Here is a 21,379-nt window from a genome sequence, read left to right as displayed (position 1 = left end):
CTGTAATCTCCTTTCAAACCGTAGAAGGTATGAGTCGCCATTCTATGTTTCTTCTATGATACTAGTAAGACGGGGGGGAAAGCGAGTGTGAAAGGTAGATTTTATGATAGCGTTTTATTCCATAGTTGACAGTTTGATTAAAAATTTCTTACAATAGTCCTAACGTTCTTTCGTCGAATACTTTATGAAATATTCAGAAAATTAAAGAAAAAGTAAGATGTTCATTCGACGAACGGCTAGCTTTTCAAATCGAAAGGGGAAATCGCAATGAAGAAGAAATCGATTCTGCTCATGATGACACTCATCTTAGCACTCGGTTCAGTACTCGCAGCTTGTTCGACAGGCGGAGACTCTGATGGCGACGGTTCTTCAAATGGAGAAAAAGTTCTTCGTTTGACGGATACGTCAGATATCACAACAGCCGACCCGGCGCTTGCTACAGATGCAGTCGCATTCAACTTGATCGCAAACACGATGGAAGGTCTTTACCGTCTTGATAAAGATGGAAATGCCGTTCCGGCACTCGCAGAAAGTGAGCCGGAAGTAAGCGAAGACGGAACTGTTTATACGTTCAAACTTCGTGATGCTGAATGGTCAAACGGAGAACCGGTCACAGCAAATGACTTCGTTTATGCATGGCAACGCGCTGTCGATCCTGCGACAGGTTCACAGTACGCTTACATCATGAACACAATAAAAAACGCTGAGGCGATCAACACAGGTGACACGCCGAAAGAAGAGCTTGGCGTAAAAGCAATTGACGAGAAGACACTCGAAGTCACGCTTGAGCGTCCAGACCCATCATTCGTATCGCTTACTTCATTCGGTACGTTCACACCGATCAATGAAGCATTTGCAACCGAAGCGGGAGAAAATTTCTCAACAAACCCTGAAAACCTTCTTTACAATGGACCGTTCACATGGACTAATTGGGATCGTGAGCAGGGATATGTTTTAACGAAAAATGACACGTACTGGGATAAAGAAAACGTCGCACTTGACTCTGTTGACGTAAAAGTTGTTAAAGAAACATCTACAGTCGTGAACTTGTACGAAGCTGGTGATGTGGATTACGCTGGCCTTGCATCTGAACAAGTCGCAGCATTCCAAGAAGATGAAGACTACAATACAGGTCTTCGTTCGTCAATCGGCTACTTCAAGTTCAATCATGAAGATGACATTTTCTCTGATGTAAATGCACGTAAGGCAATCGCACGTGCAGTTGACCCATCAGGAATCATCGATCAGCTCTTGAACAACGGTTCAATGGCAACAACTTCATTCATCCCGAAAGACTTCATCAAATATGAAGATGGAACGGATTATACTGAAGGCGTCAAATACTTCGAAACGAACGCTGACGAAGCAGCTTCACTTTGGGAAGATGCAACAGGCGGAGAAGCGACAACAATCGAACTTCTCTCATTCGATAGCGAAGTATCGAAACAAATCTCTGAGTACATGAAAGGTCAAATCGAGTCGAACTTACCGAACGTAACGGTTGAGATCGCGCAACAGCCTTTTAACAACAAACTCGAGCGTGAAGCAAACGGGGACTACCAAATGTCGTTCGCACTTTGGGGACCTGACTATCAAGATCCACTTACAAACCTTGGTATCTTCACATCAAATAACGGCCAAAATGATATCAAGTACAAGTCATCTGAATATGACAAGTTGATTAATGAAGCATCTGCTGAAACAAACATTGATGCACGTTACGAATTGTTCAAAGAAGCAGAAGCGCTCTTGATTGAACAAGATCAAGCAATCATGCCGATTTATCAAGCTGGTGTGGCATACTTGATTCGTCCAAACATCGAAAACTTTAACCGTCAATTATTTGGTGCTGATTACCAGTACAAATACGTTGATATTAAGTAATGGAATGAGGGGGCATGCGAACCGCATGTCCCCAATTTTCTAAAAAATTCTACTGAAGTAAGAAAAAATACTGTTCAAATGTTTTGTTGGTAAAGTATAATGTAGTAACAGTGAAAATTCAGAATAATCTTTGAAAAGAATATTCTTTGTTTTCAGCCACTGTACTAAGAGCCTTGAGATGAGGTGTAATCTATTCTTTCAGAAAATTCCTTTCATTTTGTGAATTTGAAAAATGGATCATATGTCATAGTAAAGCTGTTGGTGCAAGTAGTAGAAAGAATTAGACAAAAAACAGGGGGTTTTTATTCATGGGACGTTATATCCTACAACGGCTGACTTACGGCGTCATTACGTTCTTTTTGATTGCCACGTTTACGTTCTTCCTGATGGACCTGCTCCCAGGTTCTCCGTATCAAAACCAGGAAAAACTGACAGAATCACAAATTCAATTATTGAATGACCGCTACGGACTCAATGATCCGCTGCCGGTCCGCTACGCGACGTACATCGGAAACATGCTTCAAGGTGACCTTGGTGTATCATTCCGTACAGCAAACCGTCCAGTAACTGAATTGATTATGGAACGAATCGGTCCTTCAGCACAACTAGGGCTCCAAGCATTAGTTCTCGGAACTCTTGTAGGTATATTGTTAGGTGTTGTCGCGGCAATTCGTCACAACACGGTAATCGACTATGGTGCGATGTTCATATCGGTAATCGGTATTTCTGTCCCATCTTTCGTCTTCGCAGCCCTTCTTCAGTACTATGTTGGGGTCAAATTGCAGTTGCTCCCAGTCGCATTCTGGGATTCGCCAGCACATACGATTTTGCCGACGATTTCATTATCTCTTGGAGTCACGGCATCGATTGCTCGTTTTGTCCGTACCGAGATGCTTGAGGTTACGGGACAGGACTATGTCACGCTCGCCAAGGCTAAAGGACTTAGTGGTAACGCGATTGTGTGGAAACACATGGTGCGTAACGCAATGATTCCAGCTATTACAATTTTAGGTCCGTTAACAGCGGCTCTTTTGACAGGTACATTCGTTATTGAGAAAATCTTTGCTGTACCTGGACTCGGAGAATTGTTCGTCACGTCAATCACATTGAACGACTATACCGTAATCATGGGGACGACACTATTTTTCTCGGCTGTCTTCATTTTAATTATCTTACTTGTCGACTTGCTATACGGCGTTGTTGACCCACGTATTCGTCTTGGGGGGAATAACTGATGATTGAAAACAAAAAGAATTTCGAACAGTTCGACCAAGACATGTTCGCACCGGTAAAAATGAATGAACAGCTTGGTGAAAGAATTGCAGGAAAAAGCTTAAACTTTTGGCAAGATGCTTGGATGCGTCTAAAGAAAAACAAAGCGGCAATCGTATCGCTTTCGATTATTTTACTTCTCGTGTTGCTCTCGCTCTTTGGTCCTATGCTTTCAGGGCGTGACGCATACGAACAAAACATTTCACAAGCAAAGCTACCGCCTAAAGTCACTGGTCTCGAATGGGCAGGCTTTGACGGGATGGCGTCACTCGGTGGACGCGACATCGATTTTTATGAACAAAAGAGTGTAGAAGAGAACTTTTGGTTCGGTACGGACTATCTCGGACGTGATCTTTGGTCGCGTATTTGGGAAGGGACGCGTATTTCCCTCTTCATCGGTTTGATGGCAGCGATAATCGATACGGTCATCGGAGTCGCATACGGTGGAATCTCTGCCTACTTCGGTGGACGTACCGATAATATCATGCAACGGATCGTTGAAATTTTGACAGGTGTACCAAACTTAATCTTAATCATTCTATTCATCTTGATCTTTGACCCGGGTGTCTTCACCATCATTTTAGCCATGGCGATCACAGGATGGATTGGGATGAGTCGACTCGTTCGTGGTCAGATTTTAAAATTGAAAAACCAAGAGTTCGTCTTGGCCGCTCGTACATTAGGCGCATCAAGTACCCGTTTAATTTTCAAACACTTGATTCCTAACACGTTGGGTGCGATTATCATCACACTCATGTTCACGATTCCATCGGCCATCTTTTTCGAGGCATTCCTCAGCTTTATCGGAATCGGGCTTCAACCGCCACAAGCATCACTTGGTACGTTGATCAACGATGGATACAAAGAATTACGGACATTCCCGTTCCTCCTTGTTATCCCATCGGTCATCATCGTCTTGCTCATGGTTAGCTTCAACTTGCTTGCCGATGGCTTGCGTGATGCGTTCGATCCGAAAATGCGTAAATAATACAGAAAGAGGGGGACTCGTGCATGGAAACGATTTTATCAGTACGAGACTTAGAGGTCTCGTTCCACACATATGCCGGAACAGTTCAAGCTGTTCGCGGTGTATCGTTTGATTTGAAAAAAGGCGAGACGCTCGCCATCGTAGGAGAATCGGGTTCAGGTAAATCCGTTACTTCGAAGGCAATCATGCGTCTCATTCCGAACCCTCCAGGTGAAATCACGAACGGAGAAATCATGTTCGAAGGGAAAGACTTGGCGAAATTATCGGAAAAAGAAATGCTCAAAATTCGTGGTCGCGACATCGCAATGATTTTCCAAGACCCGATGACATCGCTTAACCCAACAATGACGATTTACAAACAAATCGCTGAAGGGCTAAAGCAGCACCAAGGATTGACAGGTGAGGATGCGAAAAAACGTACCCTTGAACTGTTGACACTTGTAGGGATTCCAAACCCTGAAGCGCGTTTGAAGCAATATCCACACCAACTTTCTGGTGGGATGCGTCAGCGGATTGTAATCGCGATTGCACTCGCATGTAACCCGAAAGTGTTAATTGCCGATGAACCGACAACGGCACTTGACGTTACGATTCAAGCACAGATTCTTGAACTGTTAAAAGACATTCAACAAAAGACAGGTACTGCAATTATCTTCATCACGCACGACCTAGGTGTTGTCGCGAATATGGCTGACCGCGTTGCTGTTATGTATGCAGGTCGTCTCGTCGAAAAAGGAACGGTTGATGAAATTTTCTATGAGCCACGTCATCCATATACATGGGGACTTCTTGGTTCAATGCCGCGTCCGACAGATGACCGAAATGAAGCGTTACCGGCAATCCCGGGTACGCCTCCGAACTTGCTCGATCCTCCGAAAGGAGATGCATTCGCACCGCGTAATCCATACGCGATGAAGATTGATTTTGAGAAAGAGCCGCCGATGTTCCAGATAAGTGATACACACTTTGCGTCAAGCTGGTTATTACACCCGCAAGCACCAGTGGTGAATCCTCCACGTGCGATTCGTGAACTCGCTCTCAAATATCGTCCGGACAGTGCGTTCGCTAAATCGTTTACGAAAGGTGGTGCTGAATAATGGAAAGCGAGAAATTACTCGAGGTAAAAAACCTGAAGCAGCACTTTAAAATTGGCCGTGGCCGTGTCGTTAAAGCGGTCGATGGCATCACGTTTGACATTTACAAAGGTGAAGTGCTCGGACTCGTAGGTGAGTCTGGTTGTGGAAAGTCGACGACAGGACGTACAATCATCGGTCTTTATGATGCGACGGATGGTGATGTTGTCTTCAAAGGCGAAAACGTCCACGATAAAAAGTCAAAAGCAGACAAGTTGAAATTCAACCGTGCGATGCAAATGATTTTCCAAGATCCATATGCATCTCTTAACCCGCGTATGACCGTTGCAGATATTATTGCGGAAGGGATCGATATTCACGGTCTTGCGAAGACGAAAGAAGATCGCATGAACCGTGTGTATGATCTTCTTGAAACAGTTGGATTGACGAAAGAGCACGCGAGCCGTTACCCACACGAATTCTCGGGTGGTCAACGCCAGCGTATCGGGATTGCCCGTGCCCTAGCCGTTGAACCAGACTTCATCATTGCAGATGAGCCGATTTCTGCTCTTGACGTATCGATTCAAGCGCAGGTCGTCAACTTGATGAAAGAATTGCAACGCGATCGCGATTTAACGTATTTGTTCATCGCCCATGACTTGTCGATGGTTAAATACATCTCTGACCGCATCGGTGTTATGTATCAAGGTCACCTCGTTGAGCTTGCGACAGCCGATCGTCTCTACGAGAACCCAATTCATGCGTATACGAAATCGCTTCTTTCAGCGATTCCGCTTCCAGACCCGGAGCATGAACGCACACGTAAGCGGATTGTGTATGAATCAACTTCAAAAGGTCCAGTCGGACGTTCGGATGAGGATTCAAGCATTCCACCACTTCGCGAAGTTGAGCCAGGACACTATGTCTCACTCACAGACGAAGAGTACGAAGCGTACAAAGCACAACTCGTTTAATGAAAAAGATCCTGACTCACTCGTTGAGTCAGGATCTTTTTGCACAAAAAAATCACCTATCGAACTAGGTGACTGGTTATCCATTTGAAATGCGAGGCAAGTTTGATAATCGTTCAACGATTGCGTCAATCTGGCGAACGCGAGCTAACGCATCTTCGACTTCCATTGTTTCATAATGATGCAGACCGCCTGGCTGCTCGACGAATGTATCGGCGTCATGGACGAGCTGTTGAAGAGGTGTGCGCTGAATGCGGCTCGGTGGTAAATATGAATCGGTGTGCAGGAGAATCATCACAGATATCTCTTTTGCTCGAGCGGGGTCTTCCCCTAATCGAATCAATAGTTTATGGGCACGTTCAGCACCTTTGATCGCATGAATATCATTTTGACGATACAAATCATAATTCCATTTACCTTCCGTATACCATTCATAATGACCTATATCATGAAGTAAAGCGGCCTTTGTCGCTAAATCGGTGTCGAGCCCTCGCTTTGTCGCCATCTCGAGAGCGCGTTCACATACGTCGATTGCATGCTTTAAGCCTGATCGAGTCAAATATTTTTGGGTGATGGGATGTTTCATAATTGTTTCTAATGTGATTCTCATCATCGCTCTCCTCCTTAAAAATAAAAAGGTTATTTCTATAAACTGTACAGGTTTTATTGGGTAGTTGCAAATTTCAACTATGTAAAGAAATCATGAACCTTTAAGAATGATTCACAATTCACAAACAAATGTGCTATAATTTAATTGTAGATTTAGTGCAACTTTAAGATTTTCAGAATCGGTAATGCTCTGCATGTTCCTTACGCTGTATGGGGGTGAGAGGCCTTGAAAGAACGTGATAAAGTTTTGCGAGAGAAAAAAAGACTTTTAAAAGAAGTGCTGAAGAAAAAGTTGAAAGACTTACAAGTAAAGCCAGGGAAAGAGACGGTGTCTCAACCGGTTTCTCGAATCCCTGCATCTTGAAATAGGTCATTCAAGGTCGCATTCAACGAATGCGCCCTCTTTTCTTATCCGACTGATAAAGAATATCATTGAAGTTTCAACAATTAAGAATTATTATAATTAAGTGGATGCGAATTTGGGTATACAAATAGAGTCACTTAAAAAGATGGACGCATACTCGATCAGGGAGGAAGAAAAATGGTCACACTATATACGTCTCCAAGCTGTACATCTTGCCGAAAGGCACGGGCTTGGCTCGAAGAACACGATATCCCTTTTACAGAAAGAAACATATTTTCAGAACCGCTCTCACTTAATGAGATTAAGCAAATTTTACGTATGACTGAAGATGGGACAGATGAAATCATTTCGACACGTTCAAAAGTCTTTTCTAAAATCGATGTATCTGTTGATGCCTTATCACTTCAACAACTTTATGATTTGATTCAAGAATATCCGGGTTTATTACGTCGTCCGATTCTTATTGATGAGAAACGTTTGCAAGTTGGATATAACGAAGATGAGATTCGTCGATTCTTGCCACGGAAAGTTCGGACGTTCCAGTTGCAGGAAGCACAGCGACTTGTGAATGAATGAATGAATGAAAGCATACTGTTTAAGCAGTGTGCTTTTTATTATTGATTATTTCCTATAAAATAAAGATATAACCCGTCATCCAGATTGAATGATGTCAAAAAGGGTACAATGATAAAAAGAGAATTTCCCCTCTCCTCCTTATGTGAATTGGGAGCGAGGTGAGAAGGGAGTGGACAATCGTGAAAATTGAGCGCATCAACGATAATACCGTCAAATTTTTCATCACATATGTGGATATTGAAAAGCGTGGTTTCGCACGTGATGAAATTTGGTACAACCGAGAACGTGGCGAGCAGCTGTTCTGGCAAATGATGGACGAGGCTAACGAACGTGAAGATATCTCGTTTGATGGTCCACTATGGATTCAAGTCCAGGCTTTTGAAAAAGGTCTAGAAGTGACGGTGACAATCGCGAAAAATGTAATGGATTCTGAAGATGATTCTGAACTCGGTTCGCTTCTCCGCTCGGCAATTGATGAAGCACGGGATCAGCAGTCAGTACTCGATCAATTGAGTGAGTTAGATGAACTTGAAGCTGAAACAGATGCTTGGGCCCCACTTGCGATGGAAACAAATGATTTCGAGGCAATCATTTCACTGAGTAAGCGTGCAGGTGACACTTTCAGTGATCTTGATTTGAAACTATATCATTATCAAGACCGTTACTACTTGTGGATTGAGTTCCCGAATGAAATGGAACCTGAAGACGAAGAGAATGCACTCAGTCTCTTAGCGGAATATCTATCATTCAGTACACAGACGCAACCTATGCTTGAAGAGTATGGAAAAACCATTCTCGAAGGGGACGTCTTTGCGAAAATACGTCACTACTTTTAATGGTGCATCGCCTGTTCAGTTGGACAGGCGATTTTTTCAAATCAATGGCAAAGAGGTGTTGGTATGGTGAGACGAATACGTTTATTACTCAATGAAAGTGCTTGGTTTGTCCCCTTCTTATACGGAGCGGGCGGAATTTTACTAACGATTTTGACTCAACTGTTTAGTGAATTCTTTCGAGATTTACTCCCGAATTTCATATATTTAGATTTGGACTCAGCTGCATCTGTTTTATCTTCGACGTTTACGAGCCTTATGACGATGATGACATTCAGCTTTTCCACCATTTTAGTGGTTTTGACGACCTATTCGTCTCAATTTTCTCCACGGACAGTAAATAACTTCTTAACGAATACTGCGGCTAAGCATACGCTCGGCCTTTTCATCATGACCACAATTTACGGGATTTCGAACTTATTCCTCGTTCGCACTGCGGATGAAGGTGTTGTGCTGTCATCTGGAATTAGTGTGCTCTTGGTGATTGGATCAATTTGGGCTTTCGTAAAATTCATTCAAACAGTCAGTGTCTCGATTCAGGCGGAGCGTCTCTTATCAACATTACATAAAGAGGCTTTGTCGGTCATCAGTGAGCAAAAAGATGCAATCGAGTCGGAAGAGGTGAATCTCATTCTGTCAAGATCAGTTCATTCATTCGAAGGGACTGCAGTCCGGGCACCACGAACGGGATACGTCCGTTTGTTTTTAAGAGAAAAGCAAGGAAATCATGAAACGGACTTTGAATCAGTTGTAGCCGTGGGAGATTTTGTTGCAAAAGGGGACCTCGTTGGATTTTGGAAGAGTGAAGAAACTCCAGATGTCGAATTGTTTGAAATCGGAGAAGTTCGTTCTTCGATGCAAGACCCGTCTTTTGCAATTGAAAAATTGAGTGAGATTGCGTTGCGCGGGATTTCGCCGGGGGTTAATGATCCGAATACGGCCATCCACGCGATCCATTACATCGGAGATATATTAAGGGAATTATGTGAACTGCCGGATGGTGATTTCCTCTATTCAAATGGGAAGTGCGATTGGCACGTGAAGCGTAAGACACTAGACACGATTTTATTTGAATCGTTGTCACCGATGCAAACATACGCAAATCAAGATATTTTCGTGATGGGTTCTGTATTTGAAGCGATTCGAATGGCTCGTCTCGAAGCCCATGAAACATTGGATTCAACGTTTGATGGTATGGTTGATTACTTTGAAGACGTAATTAATTGGGATCATTTTCATTCAAAAGAGCAACACTATTTGCGGAATAAGATGAATCGTGCGAAAAAGCTGACAGCATGAACAGAGACCACCTTTTCAAAAGAAGAGGTGGTCTTTGTTCAAGAGAGGGTATAACCGCCGTCGACGGTAAGGGCTTGTCCATTTATATAAGTCGAAGCGTCAGTCAATAAAAATTCGACAACAGGAGCAACTTCTTCAGGTAAGGCTGCATGTCCTCGGAAATGATGGCTCATGGCATCTTTGAATTTCGCCTCACCTCCATACAGTTTGTGGCTTAGCGGCGTATCAACAGGACCGAAACAGACAGCATTGAATCGTACTTTTCCTTTCATTCGGTGTGCAAACGTTTTGGTCAAGGCGACGACGGCCGCTTTTGAAGCAGCATAATGTGCGAGCATCGGTGGAAATTTGACGTGGCCAACGATGGCGGCATTGTTAACAACGCTGGCACCTTGTTCAAATAACGGGATTGCGCGTTGTGTGACCGTGTTAAGTGCATATAGGTTGACGTCGAATACTTCGGTATAGGCATCATGCGTGAGACGTTCTGGCGTACCGGGTCTGCCAAAAGTCGCCGCGTTGTTGAACAAGCCGTTTAACGTCACGCCCTGCTCTTTCAAATGTCTGAAGAGATGGTCGATGTCTTCTGCAGACTGAAGGTCACAACGAATGAAGGTGGCCCGTCCGTCCGAATCAGATTCAAGGGAAGCCCCCCTTGTTTCATCACGACCAATCCCGATCACACGATGTCCATTCGTTGTTAACTGCAATGCGACGGCGCGTCCAATTCCGCTAGTCGCACCTGTTATTAGAAAAGTCCCCATAGTTTGTTCGCTCCCCTCAAAAATTTAGCGTTACGATGTATAATTAATGATAATACATGACAGAAACGAGGTCAGGATATAATATGTTGCGACGCATACAAGTACTCTTTTCCCTTATTTTGCTCGCGGGACTCATTGCGATATTATCGTATTACTGGAGCTCGCAAGTGATTGGACTCTTCTCGATTCTTGTCTTTTTGACAACGTTCAGCATTTTGCTGGTGATTCTGCTCGAAAATCGAAATCCGCAACGAACATTGATTTGGGCGATTGTCATGATTGGATTTCCTGTCATTGGATTGTTCGCGTACTTTGTGTTCGGTCAGAACTATCGACGAAAGCGAATGTTTACAGAAAAAGCGATGCTCGACGAAGAAACTTACTTAGCTTATCGCCAAAAGGCGATGACGCTATCCCCATCGCTTATGTTCACACATGACGATTATGAGAAGTTGATGCATCTCACTTCTTCGTTAAATCAGCTTCCGGTCTCCTCGAATACGTATACACAAATCTTGACGAATGGTCGTGAAAAATTCTCGAAACTGTTACCTGCTTTGAAAGGGGCGACAAGACACATCCATCTCGAATATTACATTTTTCGGGATGATCGTATTTCTCGGGAAATTCAGCGGATCCTCATCGAGAAAGCGAAAGAGGGGATCGAAGTCCGATTTTTATATGATGCGGTCGGCTCGATTCATACGAGTGGCAACTTTTTTGAAGAAATGAAACAGGCTGGCGTTCAAGTACAGGCGTTTTTCCCAGTCGTACTTCCGCTCGTCTCGAGCAAGACCAACTATCGTAACCATAGAAAAATTGTAGTAATCGATGGGACCGAGGCATTCACTGGAGGCTTGAACGTTGGGGATGAGTACTTGGGTGAGCATTCTAAATTTGGATTTTGGCGAGACACGCATCTGTATGTCAGAGGAGAAGGGGTGTCTGAATTACAGCTAATTTTCCTACAAGACTGGTATTACATGACCGGTGAGCGTCTTTTCACTCCGTTTTATTTAGAGCCACTTGAAACGGTTCGAAGTGCGAGTGGAGGCGTCCAAATTGTGGCGAGTGGACCAGATGAACCATATGAAACGATGAAATCGATTTATTTTTCGCTGATTATTGCCGCGAAAAAGTCTGTTTATATCTCTTCACCCTATTTAATTCCCGATGAAGATATTATGAGTGCATTGAAGACGGCATCTTTGTCAGGAATTGATGTACGGATTGTGCTGCCGAGTTATCCCGACCATAAGATTGTATTTTATGCGAGCCGTTCCTATTATGAAGAGCTACTACTAGCTGGGGTGAAAATCTATTTATATGAGGAAGGCTTCATGCATTCAAAAGTTATCGTCGTTGATGACGGACTAGCTACGATTGGAACGGCAAATATGGATTTTCGTAGCTTCCACTTGAACTTTGAAGTGAATGCCCTCTTGTATAACACGAATTCAGTCAACCAACTGAAACAAGACTTATATCATGATTTTGAAGGATCTCACGAGTTAGTGTTAGAAGAGTTTGTAAAACGCTCATTCTTTATCAAACTCGTGGAGTCATTGGCTAGAATGTTTTCACCACTACTATAAAAAGGGGGGGAGCGAGATGCGATTTGCAATCGGTCGGGAAGGGGACATTGTTGATTCTTTTACCCTAAATCGAATGCAGGCGGAGCAGCTTGCTCCTTTTCGATGTCCAACTTGTCAAGAAGTGCTCATCCTGAAGCAGGGCGCGAAGCGGCGCCTCCATTTTGCTCATATCCATACGTGTGGAAGCGCAGAATCGGTTCCACACCATCAAGACAAATGGGCGGTGAGTCAGTGGTTACAAGAAAGAGGGTATCCAGTCGACCAAGAAGTAACGATTGGAGCGCGACGTGCGGACATTTTAACTAAAATCGATGGAAAGTCGACAGTTATTGAGATTCAGGCATCTTCATTACGCCCGGAAGAATATGTCGAGCGGACGAGCGACTATGAGAAAGCAAATCTTGATGTCATTTGGCTCGCAAGTGGTCTCGACTTGAGGATGAACCAATCTTTCCAACCGTGGATGCGTCTTGAACTCTCGAGACGTCATATGTTGATGACGGTGAATAACGGTTCTATAGTTCGTTTCAATGGGTTTCCGATTTCGATCAAGTATGGAATAGGCAATTGGGAAGCCTTTTCTTCAGCGAAGACGTCGCCGTTTGAAGCATACTATCGGTTCAACGCGATGGAATGGACGGAAATGGTTCGTCGGAAGCGAATGGCTCCGCCCTATCCTTCCCCAAAGAATCGCCGATTGATCTTCAATCGTCTCTATCCACTCGGTTTATTGCCGGCACTTTTACCGACAGGCTGTTATCTTCCGCTCACATCGCTATGGGGAATACGTGTACATCCGTTAGATTTTCAGACCGTCCTTTATTTAAATCGGTACGAGTCACCAAATGATTCGATAGAATGGAGTATTGAAAAAACGTGTCGTCAGTTTGGAGTAACACCGACAAGCGACTTTTCGGAGTCATTTCATGTACAATGGAAACAACTCTTGAATGCATGTCGTCTATCTTGTGATGTCAGGTCATGGTCGTTACCGATTACATATGAAGGGGCGAGACATCACGATACACGTTTGTTTCAAGGATTTCAACGATTGATGTTACAGTCGACCAATCGATAAGAAAAGGGAGTGGACGTATGTCAGAGGTATTAACAAGACAGCAAGTTCCAGTGGAAGAAACATGGAACTTAGAGACCATCTACAACGACGATCAAGCTTGGGAAGCAGACTTTCAAGCGCTGAAAGAACAAGTACCAGCTTTAATTGGATTTAAAGGCCGCCTTGGAGAATCGGCAGATGTTCTACACGAGGCATTACAGCTTCGAGATGAACTATCTCGTAAGTTACATAAGCTGTACACATACGCACACATGCGTTATGACGAAGATACGTCAAATAGCCATTACCAAGCATTGAATGACCGTGCAGGCTCACTCGCGTCTCAAATTTCGGCTCAGCTCGCGTTTATGACGCCTGAACTTCTATCGATTGATGAAGCTCAGATTGAAGCCTACATGGATCAACACGATGCACTTCGTGTATATCGTCATGCATTTGATGAACTAGCGCAAGAACGTCCTCATGTGTTGACGGAAGCGGAAGAAGCAATCCTCGCTCAAGCAGGGGACGTACTCGGACAATCGAGTTCGACGTTCGGTATGCTCAACAACGCGGATTTAAAATTCCCGAAAGTGAAGAATGAAAACGGGGAAGAGGTCGAGTTGACACACGGTCGTTACATTACGTTCCTCGAGTCGGCTGACAAAACCGTCCGTGAGGGCGCATTTAAAGCGATGTATGGGACGTATGAGCAATACTTGAATACGTTTGCTTCTACGTTGTCAGGAAGCGTGAAGAAGGATAACTTCTATGCGACTGTCCGCAAGTTTGAAAGTGCAAGACAATCAGCACTTCACAATAATACGATTCCGGAGTCTGTCTATGATGGTCTCGTTGAGGCAGTGAACGAACGTCTTGATTTGTTGCATCGTTACGTCGCGCTACGTAAACGTGCACTCGGCTTAGATGAGTTGCATATGTATGATTTATACACGCCGCTCGTCAAAGACGTAGAGATGAAAGTGTCATATGAAGAGGCAAAACAATTGATGGTCGACGGTTTAGCGCCGCTTGGTGAAGAGTACGTTCAAATTGTGAAAGACGGGCTCGACTCGCGTTGGGTAGATGTACGGGAAACACGAGGCAAACGCAGTGGCGCTTATTCGTCAGGCGCGTATGATACACAACCGTTCATCCTCATGAACTGGCAAGACAACGTCAACAATTTATTCACGCTCGCACACGAGTTTGGACACTCTGTGCACAGTCATTACACGCGTACGTCACAGCCGTATCCATACGGTGACTACTCCATTTTTGTGGCGGAAGTTGCGTCAACGACAAATGAAGCCTTGTTGAATGATCATTTATTGAAGACGAGAACGGCAAAAGAAGAACGTCTCTATTTGTTGAACAATCAACTTGAAACGTTCCGTGGGACATTGTTCCGACAAACGATGTTTGCTGAATTCGAACATTTGATTCACAAGGCGGCACAAGAGGGTGTCTCGCTCACGCCAGAATATTTAAACGAGACGTATTTGGAGTTGAATAAACGTTATTTCGGAGACGGCATTGTCATCGATGAAGAGATTTCATATGAATGGGCGCGTATCCCACACTTTTACTACAATTATTACGTCTATCAATATGCGACCGGTATTTCAGCATCAGCTGCGTTGTCGCAACAGATCATGGAAGAAGGGGAGGCGGCCGTTCGTCGCTATATCGACAACTTCTTAAGGGCGGGTTCTAGCGACTATCCAATTGAAGTATTAAAAGCTGCGGGTGTAGATATGACAACGAAAGAGCCGGTACTCAAAGCGCTCAATCAGTTCGAAACGGTTCTCGATGAAATGGAATCATTATTATTCTCGTGAACAATATGTGACAATGTACACAAAGAGGTTGTCAGATGAAGTTGGGCCAGGTATATTATAATTGTGAAAACAATCACAAACCCCTTTATTGACCGTAAACTTTCTCCCATCTTGTAGGCCTTCCCCGGGCCTCAAGGTTCGACGTTTCTTGTCCCCGCTTGAAACGTCAAAATCCCCACGGCTAACCGGCCGTGGGGTTCTTTTTTATTTCGTTTGAGCCCATGCTTCCCCGCTACATCCCGGTACAGGACGACAACGTTGCTGCAAAGATAGCTTTTTCAGTTCGCGTTCAATCACAGTTTTCTCCATGTCTAGAATGTATGAAAGTTCGGTAATCGTCGATGCATCATAACGAGCCAATACTTTGGCTACGTCCCAATCGGTTGAACGGCTAGGGGCATAGCCTAACAACTCTGTCATGACCGATTGATACACATCGTACGGATACACGCCTTCAATCTTCAACGCCTCATCACGAGTCACAAAAGTGAGTGCGGGCAATGACTCAATCTCCCAATCTTTCAACACTTGATGGTCGACCGCTAACGCATTCAAGAGCTGGTTCGATTGAAGATCGGCTTCGAGTTCACTTAAATCAAGACCATACTCTTCGAAAGATCGTGCGAGTTCCCATAGATCGATGGGGTCGGGTTGTTTACTGGAAAATAAATCATTCACATGCAAATGACGCAAGAAACGCATTGCATGACGCTTTCCTTGTAATTCTAGCGCTTTGATCATGGTGAGAAGGCGAACCTCTTCCTGACATCCGCCAACACAGCTAGGAACAGTAGAGACCATGCGGAAACGAATGACATGTCCGTATTCAATCTCTAACTTTTTGATTAATGTCATCACATGAAAGTTTTCAGGGCTCGAAATGTCCATGAAATAGAATAGCTCCAATGGCTTATAAGTTACTTGAATAGGAGTTTCTTCCAGTGAACAAGATGACCCATTACAATAATCACGTTCCATTTGTGTCGCCTCCTCTCGTTAAAAATTCTTTTAACTTTGTAAGCTTATTGTAGCAACGAAAAAAAAAGGTTGGCAATGTATCTGCTCAACCTTTAAGAGGATTCATTTTTAACTCCATGAATCGAACGATTTTATTTTTGGCGGGACGGTAAGGAAGTCCGTGTTCTGCTAAGAGTCGTTCAAAGGCGCGTCGACCGGCTTCTTCGTTCGTCACTTCAAATTCTATTTCGTAGTCTGTTGTCTCCAAATAATGGCTTTCATCTAGGACGAGTAGTCCATCTTTCATTTGATGTTCTGCCCGGTGCGTTTCGAGACGACCGAGGTGTTCGAGTGGGGCGCTCAACTGAAATGGTGCAAGTGCTTGTTTCATTTGGTCATCGTGAATAATGCCGTATTTAAATAAATCTTCAGCCTCTGCCTCTGTGATAATTGCGTGTGTTTCAAGCAACCCGACATCATTCGGCTGCTTTAGCGTCAATACTTGACCGTGTTTCTTCTCGCGAATGCGGAGTGCTGCACCCTTTTCTTTTAACTGGAACGATGGTGTGTCAAAATAGTCATTCGCTTGCCAGCGAACTTGATTCTCTAACTTGTAGGTTTGAAGTAGTGTCTCGTATTCTTTTTTCGTCAACATTGATTTAAATTCAATTTCCACTTCTTGGGTCATGAATCATCGCTCCATTCTATGAACAATTGTTCGTTTATGATACCATACAAACGGATACATACGGAAAGGACACGTTTTTTCCGGAAAAGAACGAAAGTGGTGACAGCGTATGCAATCAATAAACTGGGATCAGTTTTTAGTACCGTACCAAATCGCGGTAGACGAGTTGAAAGTAAAATTAAAAGCAGTTCGTAAGCAATTTAAGTCTCAAAATGACCATTCTCCGATAGAGTTTGTCACTGGTCGAGTGAAACCGATTGGGAGCATACTTGAAAAAGCGAAACGAAAAAAGATCGCTAAACACGAATTGGCGACAGATATGCAGGACATTGCTGGATTACGAATTATGTGCCAATTTGTTGATGATATCGTTCACGTCTTGGATTTGCTTCATCGTCGAACAGATTTTAAAATAGTGGAGGAACGGAATTACATTACTCACCAAAAAGATTCTGGTTATCGATCGTATCATGTCATCATCGAATACCCGGTTCAAACGATTCATGGAGAAACCCCGACGCTAGTCGAAGTACAAATCCGCACGCTTGCGATGAACTTTTGGGCTACGATTGAGCATTCATTAAACTATAAATACGATGACGATATACCTTTAGAAGTACAAGAGCGTTTGAGACGTGCGGCCGAGGCGGCATTTCTTCTCGATGCAGAAATGAGTCAACTCCGCGTCGAAATTCAAGACGCCCAGCAAGTGTTTCGCGATAAAGAGATGAACGTGAAAACGGATGAGGACTAGGGGGAATTGATATGCAGTTTGCGATTGTTTCGAGAGGGGATACGCGATCAGCGGAGATTGCCCAGGAACTGACTGGTAAACTTCAAGCTGCCGGGCATACGCGATCTGAGGAGCCGCGAATCGTGGTATCGGTCGGGGGAGATGGCACGATGTTGCAGGCGTTCCATAAATACATCGACCGACTCGATGAAACGCTTCTCGTCGGCATTCATACTGGACATTTAGGCTTTTATGCCGATTGGCAACCGGATGAATTGGACGAATTGACGGAAATGATTACGAGTGAGTCGTTCGAGCCGGTCTCGTACCCACTATTAGAAGTTCTGATCGACTACGAGAACGGAAAGACCGATCGTCAATTAGCGATGAATGATTGTACGATTAAAAATTACAAGCGAACTCTCGTTTGTGATTTATCGATACGAGATGATTATTTTGAGACATTTCGTGGAGATGGACTGTGTATCTCGACCCCATCCGGTTCGACTGCTTATAATAAAGCGCTCGGCGGGGCAATCGTTCATCCGTCAATCGAAGCAATTCAAGTGACGGAAATGGCCTCGATTAACAACTTGGTTTATCGAACAATCGGGGCGCCGCTTCTTTTACCGAAACATCATCAAGTGAAAATCAAGCCGCATACAAAAACCGAATTCGAATTGGCGTTTGACCATCAAGAAGCTTTGTCTTGGTCTGACGTCGTCTCGATTCGATGTGCGGTTGCAAAAGAAAAAGTGACGTTCGCTCGATTTCGGCCTTTCCCGTTTTGGCGCCGGGTGCGCGAATCGTTCATTGAGGAAGGAAAGTAAGGGATGCAAGGATTTACAATCCGTCGCGTTGTGGAGAAAGAAAGCCCACTTCGCGATTTTTTAATGCAAGATATGGGCATTTCCCGAAAAATGCTCACGCTCGTGAAGTATGAAGGGAAGATTGAAGTAAACGGATTAGCTCGAACCGTGCGTCATAATCTCGAACAGGGTGATGAAGTGGAGGTCACGTTCCCAGAAGAATCCCCTTCAACAGAAATGGTCGCTTCAAACCGATTGCTTCGTATTTTATACGAAGATGACGCTTTGTTAGCGGTTGACAAACCTGCAGGAATCGCGACGATTCCATCAAGATTACACCCGACCGATACGCTCGCGAACGCAGTACTCGGATATTATAAACAAATCGGTCTTCCTTCTGCGATTCATGTCGTCAACCGACTCGACCGCGATACGAGCGGGGTGGTTTTATTTGCGAAGTTTGGTTTTGTTCATCATCGATTCAGCGAACTTCAAAAGGCGAATAAATTGATGCGCTCGTACATGGCACTCGTTGAAGAAGAAGTGGTGCCCCAAACAATTGATGCGCCGATTGGGCGTGCTGAGGGATCAATCATGGAACGGGTCGTGACAGAAGATGGGCAACGTGCCGTCACACATGTTCTCGATTGCCAGAAATTCGGAAGTGACTTTTTATTGACCATACGTCTTGAGACAGGACGGACTCACCAGATTCGCGTTCATTTGCGCCATATTGGACATCCTCTCATTGGAGACTCTATGTATGGTGGAGTCAACCGAATGGGCCGTCATGCCCTTCACAGCGCGTCTGCACGATTTATTCATCCGTTAACAGGAGAAGATATCTTTATCGAGGCGCCAATCCCAGAAGATTTTATCCGAACGTGAACAAAGCCCTCAAGTTCAATTCCTTGAGGGCTTTTGTCAATCGTCATCAAACATATATGTTTTTGATTTGGATGCCACGTTCATCACGAGACCGATTGCAATCATGTTCATGATGATTCCCGTTCCCCCGTAACTGACGAATGGAAGTGTGAGACCCGTGATTGGCAAAACACCAATCGTCATCCCGATGTTTTGGAAAACCTGGAATGTGAACATAGCGATAATGCCGGTGACGATGTAACTTCCAAAAGCGCTACTTGACTCTAATGCAATATGAATCATGCGATAGAGGAACAGGAAAAAGACGATGATAACGAGCGCTGCGCCAATGAAACCATAGTGTTCGGCGATTACTGCGAAAATAAAGTCTGTCTGCGATTCCGGCAAATAGACGAGACCTTGTCCATACCCTGTCCCGAACATTTGTCCGGACCCGATTGCTTGTAACGACTTGATTAATTGGAATGCTAAATCGTCTGAATACTCGTATGGATAAATCCATGCTTGAAATCGGTTGAGGGCATGGCCCGGTACGAACGCTTGCAACAATTCAAAATGGGAGAAGAACAGATACATAAATGTTCCAATCGTCAGAGCGGCCGCACTGAAGAGACCGAGCAACCACTTCCAGCCAATTCCCGAGACGATAATGACGGCGCCGAGCATCGTTGTTAAGACGAGCCCTGTTCCCAAATCGGGTTGCGTTACGATCAGTCCGAGTGGTGGGAGGGCGACTAAAATCAGTTTGACCAAGAGCCACGTATCGAGTTGAGATGAGCCATATCGTTTGTTGTGTTCATACACAATCGTCGACATCGAAATTAGCAGGAACAATTTCATGAACTCGGCAGGCTGGAAACTGAAACCTGGAACGTTATACCACCCATACGCCCCATTAATATTTGGAACGAGCGTTGTATCTCGGAGAGGGATTAACCCTACGAGAAGGAGCAGGCCGAATGCGTACAAATACCAATGGATTTTCCGTAGTTGTTCATATTCAATCGTCATGATGGCAAACATCGCAAGAAAGCCAATAACGTAACGAATGCCTTGCTCGAGAGCGAAGTTGATATGCTGAAGGCGTGTCGGCAACATCGGCTGTGCCGTATAGATTGCACCGAGGCTGATGACCATTAACAGGAAGACGATGGTCAACAGCGTCGTGTCTAAACTTTTAAAATATGATTGAATGCGGTTCATAATGGAGTCGAGTCACCCTTTCTATACGTATTTTATCTTACCGCAACTTAAAAAAATCGCAATACGAAACGAGCCGGTTGACAAAAGAGAAACCTTTCTGTAATCTGATAACAGATATTATCACCAGGTACTAAAAAGGGGAGTTTATGATGTCAATTTTTCCAACGTTAACAGATAAAACTTATGTCGTCATGGGGATTGCCAACAAGCGCTCGATCGCCTGGGCCATCGCCAAAACGCTTGATGAAGCGGGAGCGAAGCTCGTATTGACTTATGCAGCAGAACGATTCAAATCAGGATTAGAATCACTTGCGGGTGAGTTAAAGCAAGAAGCGATTTTACTTGAGTGCGATGTGACGAATGACGAAGCGATTGAAATGACGTTCCGCTCAATCCACGAAGAAGCAGGGGAGATTCAAGGAATCGCTCATTCGATCGCGTTTGCTGACAAAGAAGCGCTCCGCGGTGAGTTCTCTGAGATGACACGAGGTCAATTTGCGCAGGCGTTAGACATTTCAGCTTACAGTTTGACAGCCGTTGTGAAAGCAGCGAAACCATATTTCGCATCTGATGCTTCAGTGATCACGCTCACGTATCTCGGTGGAGAGCGTGTCGTCCCGAACTACAACTTGATGGGCGTTGCAAAAGCGGCACTTGACTCAAGTGTCAAATACTTGGCGAACGAGTATGGACCTCACGGGGTTCGTGTCAATGCAATTTCAGCAGGCCCGATTCGCACGTTATCGGCTAAAGGGGTCGGTGATTTTAACAGTATCCTCTCTGAACTTGAACAGAAGGCACCGTTACGTCGAAACGTATCTGCAGATGAAGTGGCTTCGACAGGACTCTTTCTTCTTTCGGGAATGGGGAGCGGCGTTACCGGTGAAGTCATTCACGTGGATAGCGGGTACCATATTTTATAAGTTTGGGGAATGGCGCAGTGATGCGCCATTTTTGTATTACCACATGAAAGAA

The 21,379-nt window shown here is 44.4% G+C and carries 21 protein-coding genes; 16 read left to right on the top strand and 5 right to left on the bottom strand.

The annotated features are described in order from the left end of the window. Positions 1 to 267: 267 nt before the first annotated feature. From KNO76_RS01925 to KNO76_RS01905, 5 genes are all read left to right on the top strand, one after another. Positions 268 to 1,884, top strand: a complete 1,617-nt coding sequence (locus tag KNO76_RS01925) for a peptide ABC transporter substrate-binding protein (protein ID WP_214881886.1) — start codon at positions 268 to 270, stop codon at positions 1,882 to 1,884. Between the two features lie 308 nt (positions 1,885 to 2,192). Further along, positions 2,193 to 3,119, top strand: coding sequence for an oligopeptide ABC transporter permease (gene opp3b, locus KNO76_RS01920; RefSeq protein ID WP_026826412.1), 927 nt, complete (start codon positions 2,193 to 2,195; stop codon positions 3,117 to 3,119). After that, positions 3,119 to 4,144, top strand: coding sequence for an oligopeptide ABC transporter permease (opp3C, locus tag KNO76_RS01915; RefSeq protein WP_483297382.1), 1,026 nt, complete (start codon positions 3,119 to 3,121; stop codon positions 4,142 to 4,144). Before opp3b ends, opp3C begins: the two co-directional genes overlap by 1 nt. A gap of 23 nt (positions 4,145 to 4,167) precedes the next feature. Further along, entirely contained in the window at positions 4,168 to 5,241 is a 1,074-nt protein-coding gene (locus KNO76_RS01910) for an ABC transporter ATP-binding protein (RefSeq protein WP_214881884.1), read from the top strand. Continuing rightward, positions 5,241 to 6,191 carry an ABC transporter ATP-binding protein gene (locus tag KNO76_RS01905; RefSeq protein ID WP_214702329.1) on the top strand — a complete coding sequence of 317 codons (951 nt, stop codon included), beginning with the start codon at positions 5,241 to 5,243 and terminating at the stop codon, positions 6,189 to 6,191. Before KNO76_RS01910 ends, KNO76_RS01905 begins: the two co-directional genes overlap by 1 nt. Before the next feature lie 76 nt (positions 6,192 to 6,267). Here the strand turns inward: KNO76_RS01905 and KNO76_RS01900 are convergent, their stop codons facing one another. Beyond that, positions 6,268 to 6,798: an HD domain-containing protein gene (locus tag KNO76_RS01900; RefSeq protein WP_034771496.1), complete on the bottom strand. Its 531-nt coding sequence runs from the start codon at positions 6,796 to 6,798 to the stop codon at positions 6,268 to 6,270. Positions 6,799 to 7,023: 225 nt separating this feature from the next. Between KNO76_RS01900 and KNO76_RS01895 the strand changes: the two genes are divergently transcribed. The 4 genes from KNO76_RS01895 (at position 7,024) to KNO76_RS01880 (ending at position 9,869) form a co-directional block, all read left to right on the top strand. Then, positions 7,024 to 7,161 (top strand): hypothetical protein, encoded by a 138-nt coding sequence (locus KNO76_RS01895; RefSeq protein ID WP_015881216.1) that lies wholly within the window; start codon positions 7,024 to 7,026, stop codon positions 7,159 to 7,161. Between the two features lie 177 nt (positions 7,162 to 7,338). Beyond that, positions 7,339 to 7,737, top strand: coding sequence for a transcriptional regulator SpxA (spxA, locus tag KNO76_RS01890; protein WP_015881217.1), 399 nt, complete (start codon positions 7,339 to 7,341; stop codon positions 7,735 to 7,737). Positions 7,738 to 7,916: 179 nt separating this feature from the next. Then, a complete protein-coding gene (mecA, locus tag KNO76_RS01885) occupies positions 7,917 to 8,573 on the top strand; it encodes an adaptor protein MecA (RefSeq protein WP_214881882.1) in 657 nt (218 codons plus the stop codon). A 63-nt stretch (positions 8,574 to 8,636) separates the two neighbouring features. Next, positions 8,637 to 9,869, top strand: a complete 1,233-nt coding sequence (locus KNO76_RS01880; RefSeq protein ID WP_214881880.1) for a DUF2254 domain-containing protein — start codon at positions 8,637 to 8,639, stop codon at positions 9,867 to 9,869. Positions 9,870 to 9,907: 38 nt separating this feature from the next. Here KNO76_RS01880 and KNO76_RS01875 read toward each other — a convergent pair whose 3' ends face one another. Beyond that, positions 9,908 to 10,633: an SDR family NAD(P)-dependent oxidoreductase gene (locus KNO76_RS01875; RefSeq protein WP_026826405.1), complete on the bottom strand. Its 726-nt coding sequence runs from the start codon at positions 10,631 to 10,633 to the stop codon at positions 9,908 to 9,910. Between the two features lie 83 nt (positions 10,634 to 10,716). Between KNO76_RS01875 and cls the strand changes: the two genes are divergently transcribed. From cls to pepF, 3 genes are read left to right on the top strand one after another with little or no spacing between them, the layout of a single operon-like run. After that, the gene (cls, locus tag KNO76_RS01870; RefSeq protein ID WP_214881878.1) at positions 10,717 to 12,228 is read left to right on the top strand and encodes a cardiolipin synthase; all 1,512 of its coding nucleotides are present in this window, start codon (positions 10,717 to 10,719) and stop codon (positions 12,226 to 12,228) included. A 16-nt stretch (positions 12,229 to 12,244) separates the two neighbouring features. After that, entirely contained in the window at positions 12,245 to 13,306 is a 1,062-nt protein-coding gene (locus KNO76_RS01865; RefSeq protein ID WP_214881876.1) for a competence protein CoiA, read from the top strand. 17 nt (positions 13,307 to 13,323) lie between these two features. Beyond that, the gene (gene pepF, locus KNO76_RS01860) at positions 13,324 to 15,126 is read left to right on the top strand and encodes an oligoendopeptidase F (RefSeq protein WP_214881874.1); all 1,803 of its coding nucleotides are present in this window, start codon (positions 13,324 to 13,326) and stop codon (positions 15,124 to 15,126) included. Positions 15,127 to 15,330: 204 nt separating this feature from the next. Here the strand turns inward: pepF and KNO76_RS01855 are convergent, their stop codons facing one another. Beyond that, positions 15,331 to 16,104, bottom strand: coding sequence for a DsbA family protein (locus KNO76_RS01855; protein WP_214881864.1), 774 nt, complete (start codon positions 16,102 to 16,104; stop codon positions 15,331 to 15,333). Between the two features lie 85 nt (positions 16,105 to 16,189). After that, positions 16,190 to 16,771: a CYTH domain-containing protein gene (locus KNO76_RS01850; protein WP_214881862.1), complete on the bottom strand. Its 582-nt coding sequence runs from the start codon at positions 16,769 to 16,771 to the stop codon at positions 16,190 to 16,192. Positions 16,772 to 16,880: 109 nt separating this feature from the next. Between KNO76_RS01850 and yjbM the strand changes: the two genes are divergently transcribed. Genes yjbM through KNO76_RS01835 form a run of 3 tightly spaced genes read left to right on the top strand, consistent with a single transcriptional unit; the run spans position 16,881 to position 19,201 of the window. Next, positions 16,881 to 17,525 carry a GTP diphosphokinase gene (gene yjbM / locus KNO76_RS01845; RefSeq protein ID WP_214881860.1) on the top strand — a complete coding sequence of 215 codons (645 nt, stop codon included), beginning with the start codon at positions 16,881 to 16,883 and terminating at the stop codon, positions 17,523 to 17,525. 11 nt (positions 17,526 to 17,536) lie between these two features. Continuing rightward, positions 17,537 to 18,334: an NAD kinase gene (locus tag KNO76_RS01840; protein WP_026826398.1), complete on the top strand. Its 798-nt coding sequence runs from the start codon at positions 17,537 to 17,539 to the stop codon at positions 18,332 to 18,334. A gap of 3 nt (positions 18,335 to 18,337) precedes the next feature. Further along, a complete protein-coding gene (locus KNO76_RS01835; RefSeq protein WP_214881858.1) occupies positions 18,338 to 19,201 on the top strand; it encodes an RluA family pseudouridine synthase in 864 nt (287 codons plus the stop codon). Between the two features lie 36 nt (positions 19,202 to 19,237). Here the strand turns inward: KNO76_RS01835 and KNO76_RS01830 are convergent, their stop codons facing one another. After that, entirely contained in the window at positions 19,238 to 20,404 is a 1,167-nt protein-coding gene (locus KNO76_RS01830) for an FtsW/RodA/SpoVE family cell cycle protein (RefSeq protein WP_214881856.1), read from the bottom strand. Positions 20,405 to 20,553: 149 nt separating this feature from the next. Between KNO76_RS01830 and fabI the strand changes: the two genes are divergently transcribed. Next, complete coding sequence (gene fabI / locus KNO76_RS01825; protein ID WP_026826395.1) at positions 20,554 to 21,327, top strand: enoyl-ACP reductase FabI; 774 nt, start codon at positions 20,554 to 20,556, stop codon at positions 21,325 to 21,327. Positions 21,328 to 21,379: the final 52 nt, after the last annotated feature.

Source organism: Exiguobacterium sp. s101, assembly GCF_018617835.1.
Taxonomy (GTDB): Bacteria; Bacillota; Bacilli; order Exiguobacteriales; family Exiguobacteriaceae; genus Exiguobacterium; species Exiguobacterium marinum.
Note: the sequence above shows the minus strand (reverse complement) of the source record. Positions and strands in the feature narration are given on the sequence as shown.

What these genes read in the sequence shown, in the direction of transcription:
- spxA (WP_015881217.1), top strand. Translation starts at nt 7,339, where the DNA reads ATGGTCACACTATATACGTCTCCAAGCTGTACATCTTGCCGAAAGGCA.
- KNO76_RS01910 (WP_214881884.1), top strand. Translation starts at nt 4,168, where the DNA reads ATGGAAACGATTTTATCAGTACGAGACTTAGAGGTCTCGTTCCACACA.
- pepF (WP_214881874.1), top strand. Translation starts at nt 13,324, where the DNA reads ATGTCAGAGGTATTAACAAGACAGCAAGTTCCAGTGGAAGAAACATGG.
- yjbM (WP_214881860.1), top strand. Translation starts at nt 16,881, where the DNA reads ATGCAATCAATAAACTGGGATCAGTTTTTAGTACCGTACCAAATCGCG.
- KNO76_RS01875 (WP_026826405.1), bottom strand. Translation starts at nt 10,633, where the DNA reads ATGGGGACTTTTCTAATAACAGGTGCGACTAGCGGAATTGGACGCGCC.
- KNO76_RS01905 (WP_214702329.1), top strand. Translation starts at nt 5,241, where the DNA reads ATGGAAAGCGAGAAATTACTCGAGGTAAAAAACCTGAAGCAGCACTTT.
- opp3b (WP_026826412.1), top strand. Translation starts at nt 2,193, where the DNA reads ATGGGACGTTATATCCTACAACGGCTGACTTACGGCGTCATTACGTTC.
- fabI (WP_026826395.1), top strand. Translation starts at nt 20,554, where the DNA reads ATGTCAATTTTTCCAACGTTAACAGATAAAACTTATGTCGTCATGGGG.
- KNO76_RS01865 (WP_214881876.1), top strand. Translation starts at nt 12,245, where the DNA reads ATGCGATTTGCAATCGGTCGGGAAGGGGACATTGTTGATTCTTTTACC.
- KNO76_RS01840 (WP_026826398.1), top strand. Translation starts at nt 17,537, where the DNA reads ATGCAGTTTGCGATTGTTTCGAGAGGGGATACGCGATCAGCGGAGATT.
- KNO76_RS01925 (WP_214881886.1), top strand. Translation starts at nt 268, where the DNA reads ATGAAGAAGAAATCGATTCTGCTCATGATGACACTCATCTTAGCACTC.
- cls (WP_214881878.1), top strand. Translation starts at nt 10,717, where the DNA reads ATGTTGCGACGCATACAAGTACTCTTTTCCCTTATTTTGCTCGCGGGA.
- KNO76_RS01835 (WP_214881858.1), top strand. Translation starts at nt 18,338, where the DNA reads ATGCAAGGATTTACAATCCGTCGCGTTGTGGAGAAAGAAAGCCCACTT.
- KNO76_RS01880 (WP_214881880.1), top strand. Translation starts at nt 8,637, where the DNA reads ATGGTGAGACGAATACGTTTATTACTCAATGAAAGTGCTTGGTTTGTC.
- KNO76_RS01830 (WP_214881856.1), bottom strand. Translation starts at nt 20,404, where the DNA reads ATGAACCGCATTCAATCATATTTTAAAAGTTTAGACACGACGCTGTTG.
- KNO76_RS01855 (WP_214881864.1), bottom strand. Translation starts at nt 16,104, where the DNA reads ATGGAACGTGATTATTGTAATGGGTCATCTTGTTCACTGGAAGAAACT.
- KNO76_RS01900 (WP_034771496.1), bottom strand. Translation starts at nt 6,798, where the DNA reads ATGAGAATCACATTAGAAACAATTATGAAACATCCCATCACCCAAAAA.
- KNO76_RS01850 (WP_214881862.1), bottom strand. Translation starts at nt 16,771, where the DNA reads ATGACCCAAGAAGTGGAAATTGAATTTAAATCAATGTTGACGAAAAAA.
- opp3C (WP_483297382.1), top strand. Translation starts at nt 3,119, where the DNA reads ATGATTGAAAACAAAAAGAATTTCGAACAGTTCGACCAAGACATGTTC.